13 protein-coding genes are annotated in these 13,547 nt (G+C 68.4%); 7 read left to right on the forward strand and 6 right to left on the reverse strand.

The annotated features are described in order from the left end of the window. Positions 1–1,167, reverse strand: a complete 1,167-nt coding sequence (locus tag ABID41_RS10600; protein ID WP_354297565.1) for an aminotransferase — start codon at positions 1,165–1,167, stop codon at positions 1–3. A gap of 41 nt (positions 1,168–1,208) precedes the next feature. Here ABID41_RS10600 and ABID41_RS10605 point away from each other — a divergent pair, with 41 nt between their 5' ends. The 3 genes from ABID41_RS10605 to ABID41_RS10615 are packed head-to-tail and all read left to right on the forward strand — an operon-like array spanning position 1,209 to position 4,356. After that, entirely contained in the window at positions 1,209–1,673 is a 465-nt protein-coding gene (locus ABID41_RS10605; protein ID WP_354297566.1) for a GNAT family N-acetyltransferase, read from the forward strand. Positions 1,674–1,693: 20 nt separating this feature from the next. Continuing rightward, positions 1,694–3,292, forward strand: a complete 1,599-nt coding sequence (locus tag ABID41_RS10610; protein ID WP_354297567.1) for an MFS transporter — start codon at positions 1,694–1,696, stop codon at positions 3,290–3,292. After that, positions 3,289–4,356: an HlyD family secretion protein gene (locus ABID41_RS10615; RefSeq protein WP_354297568.1), complete on the forward strand. Its 1,068-nt coding sequence runs from the start codon at positions 3,289–3,291 to the stop codon at positions 4,354–4,356. Before ABID41_RS10610 ends, ABID41_RS10615 begins: the two co-directional genes overlap by 4 nt. Before the next feature lie 3 nt (positions 4,357–4,359). Here the strand turns inward: ABID41_RS10615 and ABID41_RS10620 are convergent, their stop codons facing one another. The 3 genes from ABID41_RS10620 to typA are packed head-to-tail and all read right to left on the reverse strand — an operon-like array spanning position 4,360 to position 7,870. Next, the gene (locus ABID41_RS10620) at positions 4,360–4,716 is read right to left on the reverse strand and encodes a response regulator (RefSeq protein ID WP_331932365.1); all 357 of its coding nucleotides are present in this window, start codon (positions 4,714–4,716) and stop codon (positions 4,360–4,362) included. Positions 4,717–4,724: 8 nt separating this feature from the next. After that, positions 4,725–6,035: a sensor histidine kinase gene (locus tag ABID41_RS10625; RefSeq protein ID WP_354297569.1), complete on the reverse strand. Its 1,311-nt coding sequence runs from the start codon at positions 6,033–6,035 to the stop codon at positions 4,725–4,727. Beyond that, positions 6,035–7,870 (reverse strand): translational GTPase TypA, encoded by a 1,836-nt coding sequence (gene typA, locus ABID41_RS10630; RefSeq protein WP_331932367.1) that lies wholly within the window; start codon positions 7,868–7,870, stop codon positions 6,035–6,037. Before typA ends, ABID41_RS10625 begins: the two co-directional genes overlap by 1 nt. A gap of 404 nt (positions 7,871–8,274) precedes the next feature. Between typA and ABID41_RS10635 the strand changes: the two genes are divergently transcribed. Both ABID41_RS10635 and def read left to right on the forward strand, forming a co-directional pair. Next, positions 8,275–9,546: a DNA recombination protein RmuC gene (locus ABID41_RS10635; RefSeq protein WP_354297570.1), complete on the forward strand. Its 1,272-nt coding sequence runs from the start codon at positions 8,275–8,277 to the stop codon at positions 9,544–9,546. A 15-nt stretch (positions 9,547–9,561) separates the two neighbouring features. Further along, positions 9,562–10,071 (forward strand): peptide deformylase, encoded by a 510-nt coding sequence (gene def / locus ABID41_RS10640; protein ID WP_331932369.1) that lies wholly within the window; start codon positions 9,562–9,564, stop codon positions 10,069–10,071. A 47-nt stretch (positions 10,072–10,118) separates the two neighbouring features. On the opposite strand, the gene ABID41_RS10645 is transcribed toward def, so the two are convergent. Beyond that, positions 10,119–10,448 carry a hypothetical protein gene (locus ABID41_RS10645; RefSeq protein ID WP_354297571.1) on the reverse strand — a complete coding sequence of 110 codons (330 nt, stop codon included), beginning with the start codon at positions 10,446–10,448 and terminating at the stop codon, positions 10,119–10,121. Positions 10,449–10,540: 92 nt separating this feature from the next. Here ABID41_RS10645 and fmt point away from each other — a divergent pair, with 92 nt between their 5' ends. Beyond that, positions 10,541–11,467, forward strand: a complete 927-nt coding sequence (fmt, locus tag ABID41_RS10650; RefSeq protein ID WP_354297572.1) for a methionyl-tRNA formyltransferase — start codon at positions 10,541–10,543, stop codon at positions 11,465–11,467. Beyond that, complete coding sequence (gene truA / locus ABID41_RS10655; protein WP_331928201.1) at positions 11,467–12,213, forward strand: tRNA pseudouridine(38-40) synthase TruA; 747 nt, start codon at positions 11,467–11,469, stop codon at positions 12,211–12,213. Before fmt ends, truA begins: the two co-directional genes overlap by 1 nt. On the opposite strand, the gene ABID41_RS10660 is transcribed toward truA, so the two are convergent. Continuing rightward, a complete protein-coding gene (locus tag ABID41_RS10660) occupies positions 12,185–13,534 on the reverse strand; it encodes an alpha/beta hydrolase (protein WP_354297573.1) in 1,350 nt (449 codons plus the stop codon). The genes truA and ABID41_RS10660 overlap by 29 nt on opposite strands. Positions 13,535–13,547: the final 13 nt, after the last annotated feature.

Raw genomic sequence — 13,547 nt, forward strand, 5'->3', positions numbered from 1 at the left:
CTAGCTTCCGACCGACGAGTCACGGGCCCTGGCGAGGCGGATCACCCCCTTGTCCAGGGTCTCGTCCTTTTTGGCCAGGCACAGGCGCAGGATCGTGGTGACGTGGTCCTGCTCGTAGAGGGCCGAGACCGGGATAGTGGCGACGCCGGCCTCCCTGACCGCCCGCAGCGCAAAGCTGCGATCGTCCTCGGCGACGCCGGAGGCGGCCAGGTCGATATTCAGGAAATAGGTCCCCTGAGCGGGCAGGGTGACGAAGCCCTCGCGCGCAAGGCCTTCGGCCAGGCGGTCGCGCGAACGCTGAAGGGCTGCGAGCATGGCCTCGAACCAGTCGCCGCTGTCGTCCAGGCCGAAGGCTACGGCCGCCTGCAGGTTGGGCGGGGTGGTGAAGGTCAGGAACTGGTGGGTGCGGGCGAGGGTTCGGGTCAGCTCGGGCGCGGCGCAGAGGAAGCCGACCTTCCAGCCGGTGAGGCCGAACATCTTGCCGGCCGAGCCGATCTTGACCGTGCGCTGGCGCATGCCCGGCAGGGCGATGAGCGGGACGTGCGTCGCCCCGTCGAACACGACCTGCTCCCAGACCTCGTCGCAGATGGCGACGGCGTCATGGGCGATACAGAACTCGGCAAGCAGTTCCAGGTCTTCGCGCGGCAGGACCGCCCCGGCCGGATTGATCGGATTGTTGAGCACCACGAAGCGGGTCTTCGGTCCGAACGTCGCCTCCAGCATGGCCCGGTCGAAACGCCAGCGGGGCGGGGCCAGGGTGACGAGGCGCGGGACGCCGCCGGCCCGGCGGATCAGCGGCAGGTAGGCGTCGTAGAGCGGCTGGAAGACCACCACCTCGTCGCCGGGCTGGATGAGGCCGAGGAAGGCTGCTGCGAGGGCCTCGGTCGCGCCGGAGGTGACGGTGACTTCGGAGCGCCAGTCAAGGTCGAGGCCCTGGGTGCGGGCGTAGTGGGCGGCGACCGCCTGGCGCAGTTCGGGGAGGCCGGCCATGGGCGGATACTGGTTGTAGCCGTTCAGGACCGCATCGGCCGCCTTGGCGCGGATGTGCGCGGGGCCGGGATCGTCCGGAAAGCCCTGGCCGAGATTGACCGCCCCGAGGTCGCGGGCCAGGCCCGACATCTCCTCGAAGATGGTGGTGGGCAGGCTTGCGAAGATCGGATTGGCCATGGTCGCTTGCCTAGCACAGCCGGCGGGAGGATACCTGCTCCATGCTGATCACCCCCTTCGAACCGCGCCATGCAACGGCCTGGCGAGACCTGAACGAAGCCTGGATTTCCAAACACTTCGCGATCGAACCCAAGGATCGGGCGGTGCTCGACGATCCGGTCGGGAAGATCATCGACAAGGGCGGCCAGATCTTCATGGTCGAGGACGAGGCGGGTCAGGTGGTCGGTTGCGTGGCGCTGATCCCCATGGCCGACGACGGATTCGAGGTGGCCAAGATGACGGTCTCCGAGGCGGCCAGGGGAACGGGCCTCGGCCGCCGGTTGATGCAGGTCTGCATCGATGCGGCGAAGGCGGCCGGCGCGCCGCGGCTCTATCTGGAGACCAATTCGAGCCTGGCGCCCGCCCTGGGGCTCTATCGGGCCATGGGGTTCGTCGATCTGGCGCCGGAGATGCGACCTCCGACCGACTATGCGCGTTGTGACGTCTGGATGGAGCGCATGCTCTAGCTGGGAGGGGAGGCGAGGGGATGGGCGGACCGCAGCCGCAGTCGCCAAGCGTTGGCCGCTCCCTCGCCTTCGCCGGCGTCTCGCTGCTGCTCGGACTGACCCAGGGCCTGGGCTTCAATCTCATCAACAACAATCTGCCCTGGATCCAGGGCTCGCTGGGCGCCTATTCGAACGAGGCGGCCTGGCTTTCCACCGCCTACACCGCGACCAACGCCACCATCGGCCTGCTGGCGATCAAGTTCCGCTTCCAGTTCGGACTGCGCCTGTTCGGCGACCTGGGCCTTGGCCTCTTCATCCTGGTCGGGCTGGCGCACCTCTTCACCAACGACCTGCGCTCGGCGATCGCGGTGCGTGCGGCCTCGGGCGTCGCGTCGACGGCGCTCTCCACCCTGGCCATGCTCTACATGATCAACGCCGTGGCTCCCGAGCGGCGGACCATGGGGATCGCGCTGGGGGTTGGCTGGAGCCAGCTCGCCGCGCCGCTGTCGCGGCTGATTTCCTCGGACCTGCTGCAGCTCAGCCAGTGGCATGGCCTTTACCTGTTCGAGATCGGTCTGGCGCTCCTCTGCCTGGCGGCGGTCAACCTGGTGCGTGTGCCGCCGGTCCCGCGGGTGAAGATGTTCCAGGCCTGGGACGCCCTGACCTTCATCCTGTTCGCGCCGGGGATCGCGCTGCTTTGCGCCGTGCTGTCGCAGGGGCGGTTCGTCTGGTGGTTCAACGCGCCGTGGATCGGCTGGTCGCTCGCGCTGGCCATAGTCCTGCTGGCGGCGGCGATCGTGTGGGAGCTGCATCGCTCCCGGCCCATGCTGCACGTCCGGTGGCTTTCCAGCGCGGACATGGTGCGGCTGGTGGTGATCATCCTCCTGTTCCGCATCGTGCTCTCAGAGCAGGGCGTGGGCGCATTCGGCTTCCTGCAGGCCATGGGCGTCAACAACGACCAGATGCGGGGCCTGTCCTGGGTGATGTTCTGGGCGACGCTGGCCGGCGTCATCGGGGTGGCGGTGACCATCAATCCTGACCGGGTGTCGACCCCGGCCCTGATCGCCCTGCTGCTGATCGCCGGGGCGGCCTTCTACGACAGCCACGTCACCAGTCTGACGCGGCCCGAGCAGATGTACCTGAGCCAGGGCTTGATCGCCTTCGCCAGCGCGCTCTTCCTGCCGGCGGCCATGCTGGCGGGGTTCTCCAGGGCCATGAGGCAGGGGCAGGAGTTCATCATCTCCTTCGCGGTGATCTTCGGGGCGGGCCAGAGCCTGGGCGCCCTGGCCGGCTCGGCCTTTCTCGGGACGCTGATGATGGTTCGGCAGACGGCGCACGCGAAGGCCATCGCCGAGCACCTGGTGATGTCCAATCCGCAGGTGGCCGCCAGGGTCAGCCAGTACGCCGGGACCTATCATGCGGTGCTGACCGATCCGGCCCTGCGGCAGGCAGAGGGCCTGGCCCTGCTCAACCAGGTCGTGACGCGCGAGTCCACGGTGCTGGCCTATGCCGACGTCTTCCGCGTGATCGCGGCGCTTTCGCTGCTGGTCTTCTTCTACCTGCTGGCCCTGCGCATACGCGAAGACATGCGCCTGCGCAGAGCGGCCGCCCTTCAACCCGCCGAGGCCGCCTCAAGTTGAGCGAAACCGAACCCCCGCCGCCGCGCCGCACCTGGTCGAGGGCCCTGATACCGATCATCGCCGTGGCGCTCGGCGGGGTGCTGATGGTGCTGTTCGCCTGGCGATTGCCGCCGTTCGACACCGGCGAGCAGAGCACCGACAACGCCTATGTCCGCGGCTATGTCACGATCATCAGCCCCAAGCTCGACGGCTACGTGACGCAGGTGCTGGTCAGGGACTTCATGGCGGTGAAGGCCGGCCAGCCCCTGGTGATGATCGACGAGAGCACCTATCGCCAGGCGGTCGACCAGGCGCAGGCCGAGCTCGCCGCCCAGAAGGCGAGCCTGGCCGATTCCGAGCAGCAGCAAAGGCGCGGCGAGGCCAATGTCAGCCTGGTCGGCGCCCAGGAGCGCAGCGCGCGGGCGGCTCTCGCCAAGGCGCAGGCGGACTACAACCGCGCCGCCCCTCTGGTGCGCCAGGGCTGGCTGGCGCCGACCGAGCTCGATCGCCTGCGCCTGGCGGTGCAGCAGGCGGAGGCCGCGGTCGCCCAGTCGCTGGCCCAGGGCAAGGTGGCGCAGGAGGACCTGACCTCGGTGGGCGTGGGCCGAGCGGGGCTGGAGGCCAATGTCGAGCGGGCTCAGGCGGCCCTGAGGCTGGCCGAGATCAACCTCGCCAACACCAGGATCGTCGCGCCGACCGACGGTCACGTGGGCGAGGTCGGGGTGCGCGTCGGCCAGTACGTGGCGCCCGGCACTCAACTGATGGGGCTCGTCTCGCAGGACGTCTGGATCATCGCCAACTTCAAGGAGACCCAGGTGGAGGGGATGCGGGTGGGCGAGCCTGCGCGTATCCGCATCGACGCCCTGCCGGGGGTGACCTTCCGGGGGCATGTGGAGCGGATGGGGCCGGCGACCGGCTCGGAGTTCGCGGTCATCCGGCCGGACAACGCCACCGGCAATTTCACCAAGGTCGTCCAGCGCCTGCCGATCAGGATCGTACTGGAGCCCGGCCAGGCGCAGGCCGAACGCCTGCGTCCGGGGATGTCGGTGGTGGTGAGCATCAACACCCGCCGCCGCGGGTCTTAGCCGCTAATGCTGGACGGTGCTGAGCGCGGCGTCGAGGGTGCGGCGGGTCACCGGCTTGCCCAGGAAGCCTACTGGTTCGATCTCGGCCACCGAGCGACGGAAATCGTCGGTGATTGAGCCGGAGACGAAGAGCGAGCGGACGCCCAGGCGGTCGTAGAGCTTGCGGGCCAGAGCGCCGCCGTCGTCGTTTCGAGCCAGGCGGATGTCCACCAGGGCGAGGTCCGGCTTGCCGTCCGAAGCCAGCGCCCAGGCGGTCCCTGCGTCGGCGGCCTCGGCCACCACCTCGTGGCCCATGTCCTCGAGCAGGCTGACGATGTCGAGTGCGATCAGCGCGTCGTCTTCAACCACCATGATACGCATGGCGCGGCTCAGCTCCTAGGGAAGATCACGGCGAAGGACGCCCCGACCTTGGCTTGTTCGATCTCGAATTGGCCGCCCAACTGCTTCGCCAACGCCTCGATCGCCCGCATTCCCAGCCCCCGCTTCACTGTCGGCGAGAAGTCCTTGGGCAGACCATCGCCATCGTCTGCGACACTCAAACGGTAGCGCTCGCCGTCGGTTCCGAGCCCAACCCGAATTGTGGATGGCCTATCGGCCGGGCAGCCGTACTTCAAGGCGTTGGTGATCAATTCATTAAGGATAAGGGCCAGGGGCACGGCCTGCTTGAGATCCAGCTCGATCGACTCGATCCGCGTGACCAGCGCGATGTCCTCGCGGCCGAGGGAGTCGACCAGGTCGCGGGCCAGGCTCTCGGCGTAGTGGCCTGCATGGAAGCGCCCCACGGTCTCGCCCGGCTGGTAGAGCTGCTCGTGGACCCGGCCGACGGCCATGATGCGATCGAGGGTCTTGTCCAGGGCCTCTCGGGCGTCGGCGTGCTCGACCGAGCGCGACTGCAGCCGCACGACGCTGGCGATCTGCTGCAGGGAGTTCTTGACCCGGTGGTTCACCTCGTCGAGCAGCAGGGTGCGGTCGGCGAGCAGGCGGCTGAGCCGTTCGGCCGCGTCGGCCTCGGCCTCGCGGTCCAGGCTGATGTCGCGCAGGGCCTTCACGAACAGCAGGGTCAGGATCAGGGCGAAGAGGATCAGGGCGACGATGATGACCGCCCGGACGGCGGCGACCTGGCGGGCGCGAACCTCCTGGAGCCGGGCCTCTTCCTGCTCGATGTCGCGGGCGATGCGGCGGACCTCGTCCATGGCCTGCACGCCTTCACCGCGCATGATGATCTGGATCGCGGCGCCGGGTGAGCCGGACCGGCGGGCGGCGATGGTCTCTTCGATGGTGGCGAGCCGGGTCTCCATCAGACCGCGAAGGTCATCGAGGCGCTGCTGCTGATTGGGACTGTTCCGAGTGGCGGTCTCGAGGGCGGCGATGCGCGCACGGGCCTCGACGCCCGCGGCGTCCAGGCGTCGGGTGAACTGGGAGTCGCCGGTCAGTATGAAGGCGCGCTGGGCCGATTCCGCCTCGGTGAGCGACTGGCGCAAACCGTCGACCTGGGCGCGGACCTCGTGGGTGTGTACCAACGCTCCGGCGGCGCGATCGTACCAGACGAAGGCGCCGCCGAGCGCGGCGAAGGCGAGAAACAGGGCCGTGACGATGACCGCGAGCAGGCGAAAGCCCCGCTCGCGGGCAGCGATGCGGCTGGCACCGCGGGTCTCGGGGACTGCGTCGCCGTCGGCCACTACTCCTCCTTCACGCGACGCTTGCGGAAGGAGGGGTTCAGGACCTGCTTGCGCAGGCGGATAGATTTCGGCGTGACCTCAACCAGCTCGTCTTCCTCGATGTAGGCGATGGCCTGTTCGAGGGTCATGCGGCGCGGGGGCGTCAGGCGGACCGCCTCGTCCTTGCCGGAGGCGCGGACGTTGGTGAGCTGCTTGGCCTTCATCGGGTTGACGTCCAGGTCGTCGGAACGGCTGTTCTCGCCGATGATCATGCCCTGGTAGGTCTTTTCGCCGGCGCCGACGAACATGACACCGCGCTCTTCCAGATTCCACAGGGCGTAGGCCGCCGTTTCACCGTCGGAATTGGAGACCAGCACGCCTTTGCGGCCGGCGTCGATGGGGCCCTTGTAAGGCTCGTAGTGGCTGAACACGCGGTTCAGGACGCCCGAGCCGCGGGTGTCGGTCAGGAACTCGCCCTGATAGCCGATCAGCGAGCGGGAGGGAGACATCAGGCTGATCCGGGTCTTGCCGGCGCCGGACGGACCCATGTCCTTCAGCTCGGCCTTACGGGCCGACAGCTTTTCGATGACGATGCCGGTGAACTCGTCGTCGACGTCGATCATCACGTCTTCGATCGGCTCCAGGCGTTGTCCGGTTTCCGGATCGGTCTGGAACACCACACGCGGACGGCTGATCGAGACCTCGAAGCCCTCGCGGCGCATGCCTTCGATCAGCACGCCAAGCTGCAGTTCGCCGCGGCCGGCCACTTCGAAGGCGTCCTTCTCGGACGTCTCGGTGACGCGGATAGCGACATTGGATTCGGCTTCCTTCAGCAGGCGCGCGGCGATGACGCGGCTCTGGACCTTGTCGCCTTCGCGGCCGGCCAGAGGGCTGTCGTTGACCGAGACGGTCATGGAGATGGTCGGCGGGTCGATCGGCTGGGCCGGCAGCGCGTCCACCACTTCCATGGCGCAGAGGGTGTCGGCCACGGTGGCCTTGGAGAGGCCGGCGATGGCGACGATGTCGCCCGCCTCGGCGCCCCCGTCGATCGGCTGGCGCTTCAGGCCGCGGAAGGCCAGGACCTTGGTGATGCGGCCACGCTCGATTTCCTTGCCGTCGCGCGACAGCGCCTTGATGGCCAGGCCCGGAACGGCCTTGCCCGCCTCGATGCGGCCGGTCAGCAGGCGACCGAGGAAGGGGTCGCTTTCGATCAGCACGGACAGCATCTGGAACGGCTCGTCCTTGCGCGCCTCGGCCTTGGGCGGGGGCACGTGGTCGACGATCAGGTCGAAGAGCGGGCCTAAATTGTCGTTCGGCTGGGCAAGGTCGAGGGTCGCCCAGCCGTTCTTGCCCGAGGCGTAGATATGCGGGAAGTCGAGCTGCTCGTCCGTCGCGCCCATGGCGGCGAAGAGGTCGAAGGCGTCGTTCAGGACCCGGTCCGGATCGGCGTGGGCGCGGTCCACCTTGTTGAGGCAGAGGATCGGGCGCAGGCCCATCTTCAGCGCCTTGCCCAGCACGAACTTGGTCTGCGGCATGACACCTTCTTCGGCGTCCACGAGGAGGACGCAGCCGTCCACCATGCCGAGGATCCGCTCGACCTCACCGCCGAAGTCGGCGTGGCCGGGGGTGTCGATGATGTTGATACGTGTTTCCCCTGCCTTGCCGTTCCAGAGGACGCTGGTGCACTTGGCAAGGATAGTGATCCCGCGCTCGCGCTCCTGGTCATTGGAGTCCATGGCGCGTTCAACCGTGGCCTCATTGGCTCGGAACACGCCGGACTGGGCGAGCAGTTGGTCCACGAGCGTAGTCTTGCCGTGGTCGACGTGGGCGATGATGGCGATGTTGCGGAGCGACATTGATTTGGCTTCGGGAGGCCCTATTTGGGGGAGCGCGCGCTTGTATGCGAGCGAAGGGGTTTTAGCTAGCGCCTTCTCGCCGCGGCGCCGAACGCCGATATGGGGCGATTGTGCGATGCAGCAATAGCTATTGGCGTCGCAGCGGTCAAAATCTCACTGATTTGTAACGCAATTTTTCGCAGCCCTCGGAAAATGTGAACACTCGGGCGCGAAATCGCTTGTTGTTTTGTGCGTCGCACAGTATATGTTCGAACTGTGAGGCGTCGCTGACGCTTCTGCCCTTCCTGGGCGTTTCCTCCCTAATGAACTGCCGGGTCCGCTTGGGCCCGGCTTTTTTTTTCGGCTCGTCGCCGGGCGCAACGCGGCCTATCCGCGCGCCACGACTCCCTCTATAAGAACGGAGCATGAACCTGGACGCTGTTCTGCTCGCCCTGCTTGCGGCTCTGCTCGCCGCCATCCCCGCGCTTGCCTGGGCCTTCATGGAGCGGGGGCGCGCCAACCGCGCCGAGGCGCGGGCCCTGGAGTTGCAGGACGCCGCCGCCCGCCTGCGGGTGATGGAGGAGCAGGAGGCGAAGAACGCCGCCTTCCTCCAGAGCCAGGCCGCCGCCGCTATCGCCGAGCAGGTGATGAAGCGCGCCGACGAGACCTTCCATAATAGAGAGCAACTGGCGCAGGCGCGGCTGGAGGCCCAGCTCAAGCCCGTGGCCGAGACCCTCGCCAAGTTCCAGGAACAGGTGGTGGCGGTCGAAAAGACCCGCGCCGAGGAAACTGGCGGGCTCAAGGAACAGATCAGCCAGCTTCTGCAGGCCTCGACCGCGACCCAGGCCGAGGCGCGCAAGCTGTCCGCGGCGCTCCGCCGCGGCGCGGGGGTGCAGGGGCGCTGGGGCGAGCAGACCCTGCGCAACGTGCTTGAAGCCGCGGGGCTTCACAATCGCTACGACTTCGACGAGCAAACCTCCACCGACAGCGAAGAGGGGCGTCGCCGTCCCGACGTGACCGTGCGCCTGCCGGGCGGGGCGGTCTTCGTCATCGACGCCAAGTGCTCGCTCAACGCCTTCCTCGAGGCCCAGGACGCGGCCGACGAGGCTGCGCGCGAGGCGGCCTATATGCGGCACGCCCAGAGCGTCCGCACGCACATGCAGGGCCTCTCGGCCAAGGCGTATTGGGATCAGTTCGACCAGGGCTCGCCCGACTTCGTGGCGATGTTCATTCCCGGCGACAGCTTCCTGGCGGCGGCGCTAGAGCGGCTCCCGGAGCTGATGAGCGAGGCCATGGACCGCCGCGTGCTGGTCGTTACGCCGACCACCCTGTTCGCCCTCTGCAAGGCCGTGGTCTACGGCTGGCGGGTCGAGGAGCAGGCCGCCAACGCCCAGGAGATCTCGAAGCTGGGGCGCGAGCTCTACAAGCGGCTATCGGTCATGGGCGGCCACGCCGCCTCGGTCGGCAAGGCGCTGGAGCAGGCGGTCGGCAAGTACAACGCCTTCGTCGGATCGCTCGAGAGCCAGGTCATGACCCAGGCCCGCCGCTTCGAGGATCTCAAGGTCGACCACGAGGGAAAGGCCCTCGCCGAACTCGCTCCGGTGGAGACCGGGGTGCGGCCGCTCGCCAAGCTGGCGAGCGACGGCGAGGCCGCCGAACCGGGGCGTCTGGCCGCCTTGACGACACAGGTACGCTGACCTACCTGCGTTCTCATGGCTATCCGTGAAATTCTCGTCGTTCCGAACCCCGTCCTGAAGCAGGTCTCGCAGCCTGTCGACAGGGTCGATGACGAGCTGCGCGCGCTCATGGATGATATGCTGGAGACCATGTACGACGCCCCTGGCATCGGCCTGGCGGCGATCCAGATCGGCGTGGCCAAGCGCGTCATCGTCATGGACCTGGCCGGTCCGGACGAGGAGAAGGCCCCGCGCTATTTCGTGAACCCGGAGATCCTCTGGAGCTCGGAAGACACCGCGCCCTACGAGGAAGGCTGCCTGTCGGTCCCCGAGGTCTACGACGAGGTCGAGCGGCCGGCCCAGGTGAAGCTGAAGTACCTGAACTATCAGGGTGAAGAGGTGATCGAGGACGCCGAGGGGCTGTTCGCCGTCTGCATCCAGCACGAGATGGATCACCTGGAAGGCGTGCTCTTCATCGACCATTTGTCGCGCCTGAAGCGCGATCGCGCGGTCGCCAAGGTGAAGAAGCAGGCCCGCGCGGCCTAAGCGCAAAAGGGGCGAGCGGCCGCGCCGTCGCCCCTCTCAGGAAATTCCTACTTCTTTTCCGGCGCCGTCGCTTCGTGGACGGCGGCCTTGGCCTCGGCTGCAGCCTTGTCGGCGGCGACCTTCGCCTTGTCGGCCGCGTCCTTGGCCTCGGAGGCGGCGTCCTTGGCCGCAGCCTTGGCGTCGGCGGCGGCGGCCTCGGCGTCGGCGGCCATCGTGCCCGTCGCCTGCTGGGCTTCGGCGGCGGCGGTGTCCGCGGCGGCCTTGGCGTCGGCGGCGGCCTGATCGGCGGTAGCCTTGGCGCTGTCCTGGGTCGCCTGCGAACAGGCGGCGAGGGCGAGGCCCGACACGAGGGCGGCGGCGATCATAAGTCTACGCATGGATGGATATCTCCCTTCCCGAATGCCTGATGGAACGGCGAAGCTTGCGCGAAGGTTCCTAAAATCCTCTGACATCGCTACATGCACGGCTGATGCGCATTGCTTTTCTTGGAACCCCGGACTTCGCCGTCGCCGCCCTGGACGCCTTGGTGGCCGCCGGGCACGAGATCGCCTGCGTCTATTCGCAGCCGCCGGCGCCGCGCGGCCGCGGCCAGGCCCTGAAGCCGTCGCCGGTCCACGCCTATGCCGAAGAACGAGGCATTCCGGTGAGGACGCCGGTCTCCATGCGCGCGCCCGAAGAGATCGAGGCCTTCGCGGCCCTGAATCTCGACGCCGGGGTCGTGGTCGCCTTCGGCCAGATCCTGCCGGCCGCGGTGCTGGATGCGCCCCGGCTGGGCTGCTTCAACCTTCACGCCTCGCTGCTGCCCCGCTGGCGTGGCGCGGCGCCGATCCAGCGGGCGATCATGGCGGGGGACAAGGTCACCGGCGTCGAGGTCATGCAGATGACCGAGGGGCTGGACGAAGGGCCGGTGCTGGCCTCCGAAACCGTCCGCATCGACACGCTGGAGACCGCGGGAACCCTGCACGACCGGCTGGCCCAGGTCGGCGCGGCGCTGCTCGCCCGCACCATGGCCGAGGTCGAGACGAGCGGCGTCCGCGCCACACCGCAGGCGTCCGAGGGCGAGACCTACGCCAAGAAGATCCGCCCCAAGGAGGCGCGCATCCGCTGGGATCGGACGGCCGAGGAGATCGACCGCAAGATCCGCGGGCTCTCGCCCTTTCCCGGCGCCTGGTTCGAACTGACGACGGCCAAGGGCCCGGTGCGGGTCAAGGCGCTGCTTTCGCGGCTCGAGGACGGCGACGGCGCGCCGGGCCAGGTGCTCGACGACGGCCTGCTGGTGGCCTGCGGCGAGGGCGCGGTGCGGCTGCTGCGGGTGCAGCGCGAGGGCAAGGGACCGCAGGACGCCGACGTCTTCCTGCGCGGATCGCCCGTGGCGGCCGGGACCGCACTCGCCTGATGCCGCGCTACCGCCTGACCATCGAGTACGACGGCCGTCCCTACAAGGGTTTCCAGGCCCAGGACGACCTGCCGTCGGTGCAGTCCTCCATCGAACGCGCGGTGAAGGGCTTCAGCGGCGAGACCCTGCGCCTGCAGGCCGCCGGGCGCACCGACACCGGCGTCCACGCGACGGGCCAGGTGATCCATATCGACCTGGAGCGGGAGTGGCGGCCGGAGGTGGTGCGCGACGCCATCAACGCGCACCTCGTCCCCGAGCCGATCTCGGTGCTGGACGTGCAGGTCGCGCAGGGGGATTGGCACGCCCGGTTCTCGGCCACCGAGCGGCGCTACATCTACCGTATCCTCAACCGCAAGAGCCCTCCGGCCCTGGACCGCGGCCGCGTCTGGCACGTGAAAAAGCCGCTCGACGCCGAGGCCATGCACCAGGCCGCCCAGGTGCTGGTCGGCCACCACGACTTCACGACCTTCCGGCACATGCAGTGCCAGGCCAAGTCGCCGATGAAGACCATGGATCTCGCGCGGGCCTGGCGGGAAGGGGAGTACGTGCTGCTGGAGTTCGCGTCGCGCTCGTTCCTGCACCGGCAGGTGCGGTCGATGACCGGAACCCTGGCCGAGGTCGGGATCGGCCGCTGGAGCGCCGATGACGTCCGCGCCGCCCTGGAGGCTCGCGACCGCAAGGCCTGCGGCCCGGTCGCGCCGGCGGACGGGCTCTATCTCACCGGCGTGAAGTACGGGGATAGTTGACCGCCTCGCCGAATGGCTGATCCAGCCGCCGATGGACGATCCAGTCGCTCAGCAGGTCGAAGTATCCAGGGGCGTGGGTTCCGGCCAGATCGCCTGACTTCGGATCGGCCACCTCGATGATTCCGTGATCGGCATTGGGAAAGACGGCGATGTCGATGAGCGCGCCTTCGGCCTGCAGCCGCCGCAGGATCTCCAGGCTGGTGGCGCTGGGCGCCTCGGTGTCCAGGCCAGCAAGCACCCAGAGCGAAGGGGTGTCGCCAGTCGCCCGCAAGGTCGGCGCCGGGTCATAGTTCAGGTCGATGGCGAAGTTGAGCGCTTCCCGGACTGGCCCGAGTTGGTCGGCTGGCGTGGCGGTCAGGGGACCGGTGTAGTCGCCGCCGAGGCCGGCCTTGAACCAGGGCTCGCCGCCATAGAGCGCCTTGAGCCGCTCCAGTTCGTCGAGGCCGTGGACGAAGCCTGAATCGAACACCTGGCTGGTGACCTTCTGGATGGCCTCCGCCTTGGCGACGGCGTCGGGGCCAAAGCCATTGGCCTTCAGCACCTGCAACATCTCCTGGTGGTCTTCTTCCGACGGCGCGATGGCCAGGCCGTAGCTGACGACGACGAAGTCCACCGGGCTCAGTTCGGCTGCGAGGGGCGCGACCCAGCCGCCCTGGCTTTCTCCCATCAGGCCGATCGGCGTCCGCGCCGCCTCAGGGCGCGCGCGGATCGCCTGGAGCGCGGCGCTCATGTCGGCGGCGAGCACCTTGAAGTCGGCGGTATAGCCGCCGGTCGAGCGGCCAGTGCCGCGCTTGTCGAAGACGAAGACCCCGATGCCCTTCAGCGGCAGGAGATGCTGCACGAAGTTGTTGGCCACGGCGGACTCGCGGCCGGACCCGTACTGCAGCACGACGATGGCCTTCGGTTTGCCGCCTTCGGGCAGGTGCAGTTCGCCGTAGAGCTCTTCCGTGCCGCTGTGGAAGCGGATCGGGGTCACGGGCTGGACGATCCGGTGGCCTTCGCGGGCATCCAGGCGGATGGTTCCGGCCTTGCAGTCGCCGAAGCGGACGCGGAGCTGGACGGGCGTACGGCTGCTCCACCCCGGTCCGGATTCGAAGCTGCCGTCGGCGGCAGGAAAGAGCCGGCCCGAACGGCCGTCGAGGAAGCGGTAGCGAAGGGCGTCCTCGCCCGAGGACGAGATGACCACCGGGACGCCGTCGGAAAGCCGGTAGGCGCCGATGTGGCAGGCGAGGGAGGGGGTGGCCGCCTGGGTCACGCTCGGCGCCAGGGCGGCCAGGGCGAACGCCGCCAGCGAGTTCAGGGCGAGGGGCTTGAGAAACATGCCGGCACGGTGG

The sequence above is a fragment of the Phenylobacterium koreense genome, assembly GCF_040545335.1.
Lineage (GTDB): Bacteria > Pseudomonadota > Alphaproteobacteria > Caulobacterales > Caulobacteraceae > Phenylobacterium > Phenylobacterium koreense.

Excerpts from the sequence above, each read along its gene's own strand:
- fmt (WP_354297572.1), top strand. The coding sequence starts at position 10,541 with ATGCGCATTGCTTTTCTTGGAACCCCGGACTTCGCCGTCGCCGCCCTG.
- ABID41_RS10645 (WP_354297571.1), bottom strand. The coding sequence starts at position 10,448 with ATGCGTAGACTTATGATCGCCGCCGCCCTCGTGTCGGGCCTCGCCCTC.
- ABID41_RS10600 (WP_354297565.1), bottom strand. The coding sequence starts at position 1,167 with ATGGCCAATCCGATCTTCGCAAGCCTGCCCACCACCATCTTCGAGGAG.
- ABID41_RS10635 (WP_354297570.1), top strand. The coding sequence starts at position 8,275 with ATGAACCTGGACGCTGTTCTGCTCGCCCTGCTTGCGGCTCTGCTCGCC.
- typA (WP_331932367.1), bottom strand. The coding sequence starts at position 7,870 with ATGTCGCTCCGCAACATCGCCATCATCGCCCACGTCGACCACGGCAAG.
- ABID41_RS10620 (WP_331932365.1), bottom strand. The coding sequence starts at position 4,716 with ATGCGTATCATGGTGGTTGAAGACGACGCGCTGATCGCACTCGACATC.
- ABID41_RS10610 (WP_354297567.1), top strand. The coding sequence starts at position 1,694 with ATGGGCGGACCGCAGCCGCAGTCGCCAAGCGTTGGCCGCTCCCTCGCC.
- def (WP_331932369.1), top strand. The coding sequence starts at position 9,562 with ATGGCTATCCGTGAAATTCTCGTCGTTCCGAACCCCGTCCTGAAGCAG.
- truA (WP_331928201.1), top strand. The coding sequence starts at position 11,467 with ATGCCGCGCTACCGCCTGACCATCGAGTACGACGGCCGTCCCTACAAG.
- ABID41_RS10660 (WP_354297573.1), bottom strand. The coding sequence starts at position 13,534 with ATGTTTCTCAAGCCCCTCGCCCTGAACTCGCTGGCGGCGTTCGCCCTG.
- ABID41_RS10605 (WP_354297566.1), top strand. The coding sequence starts at position 1,209 with ATGCTGATCACCCCCTTCGAACCGCGCCATGCAACGGCCTGGCGAGAC.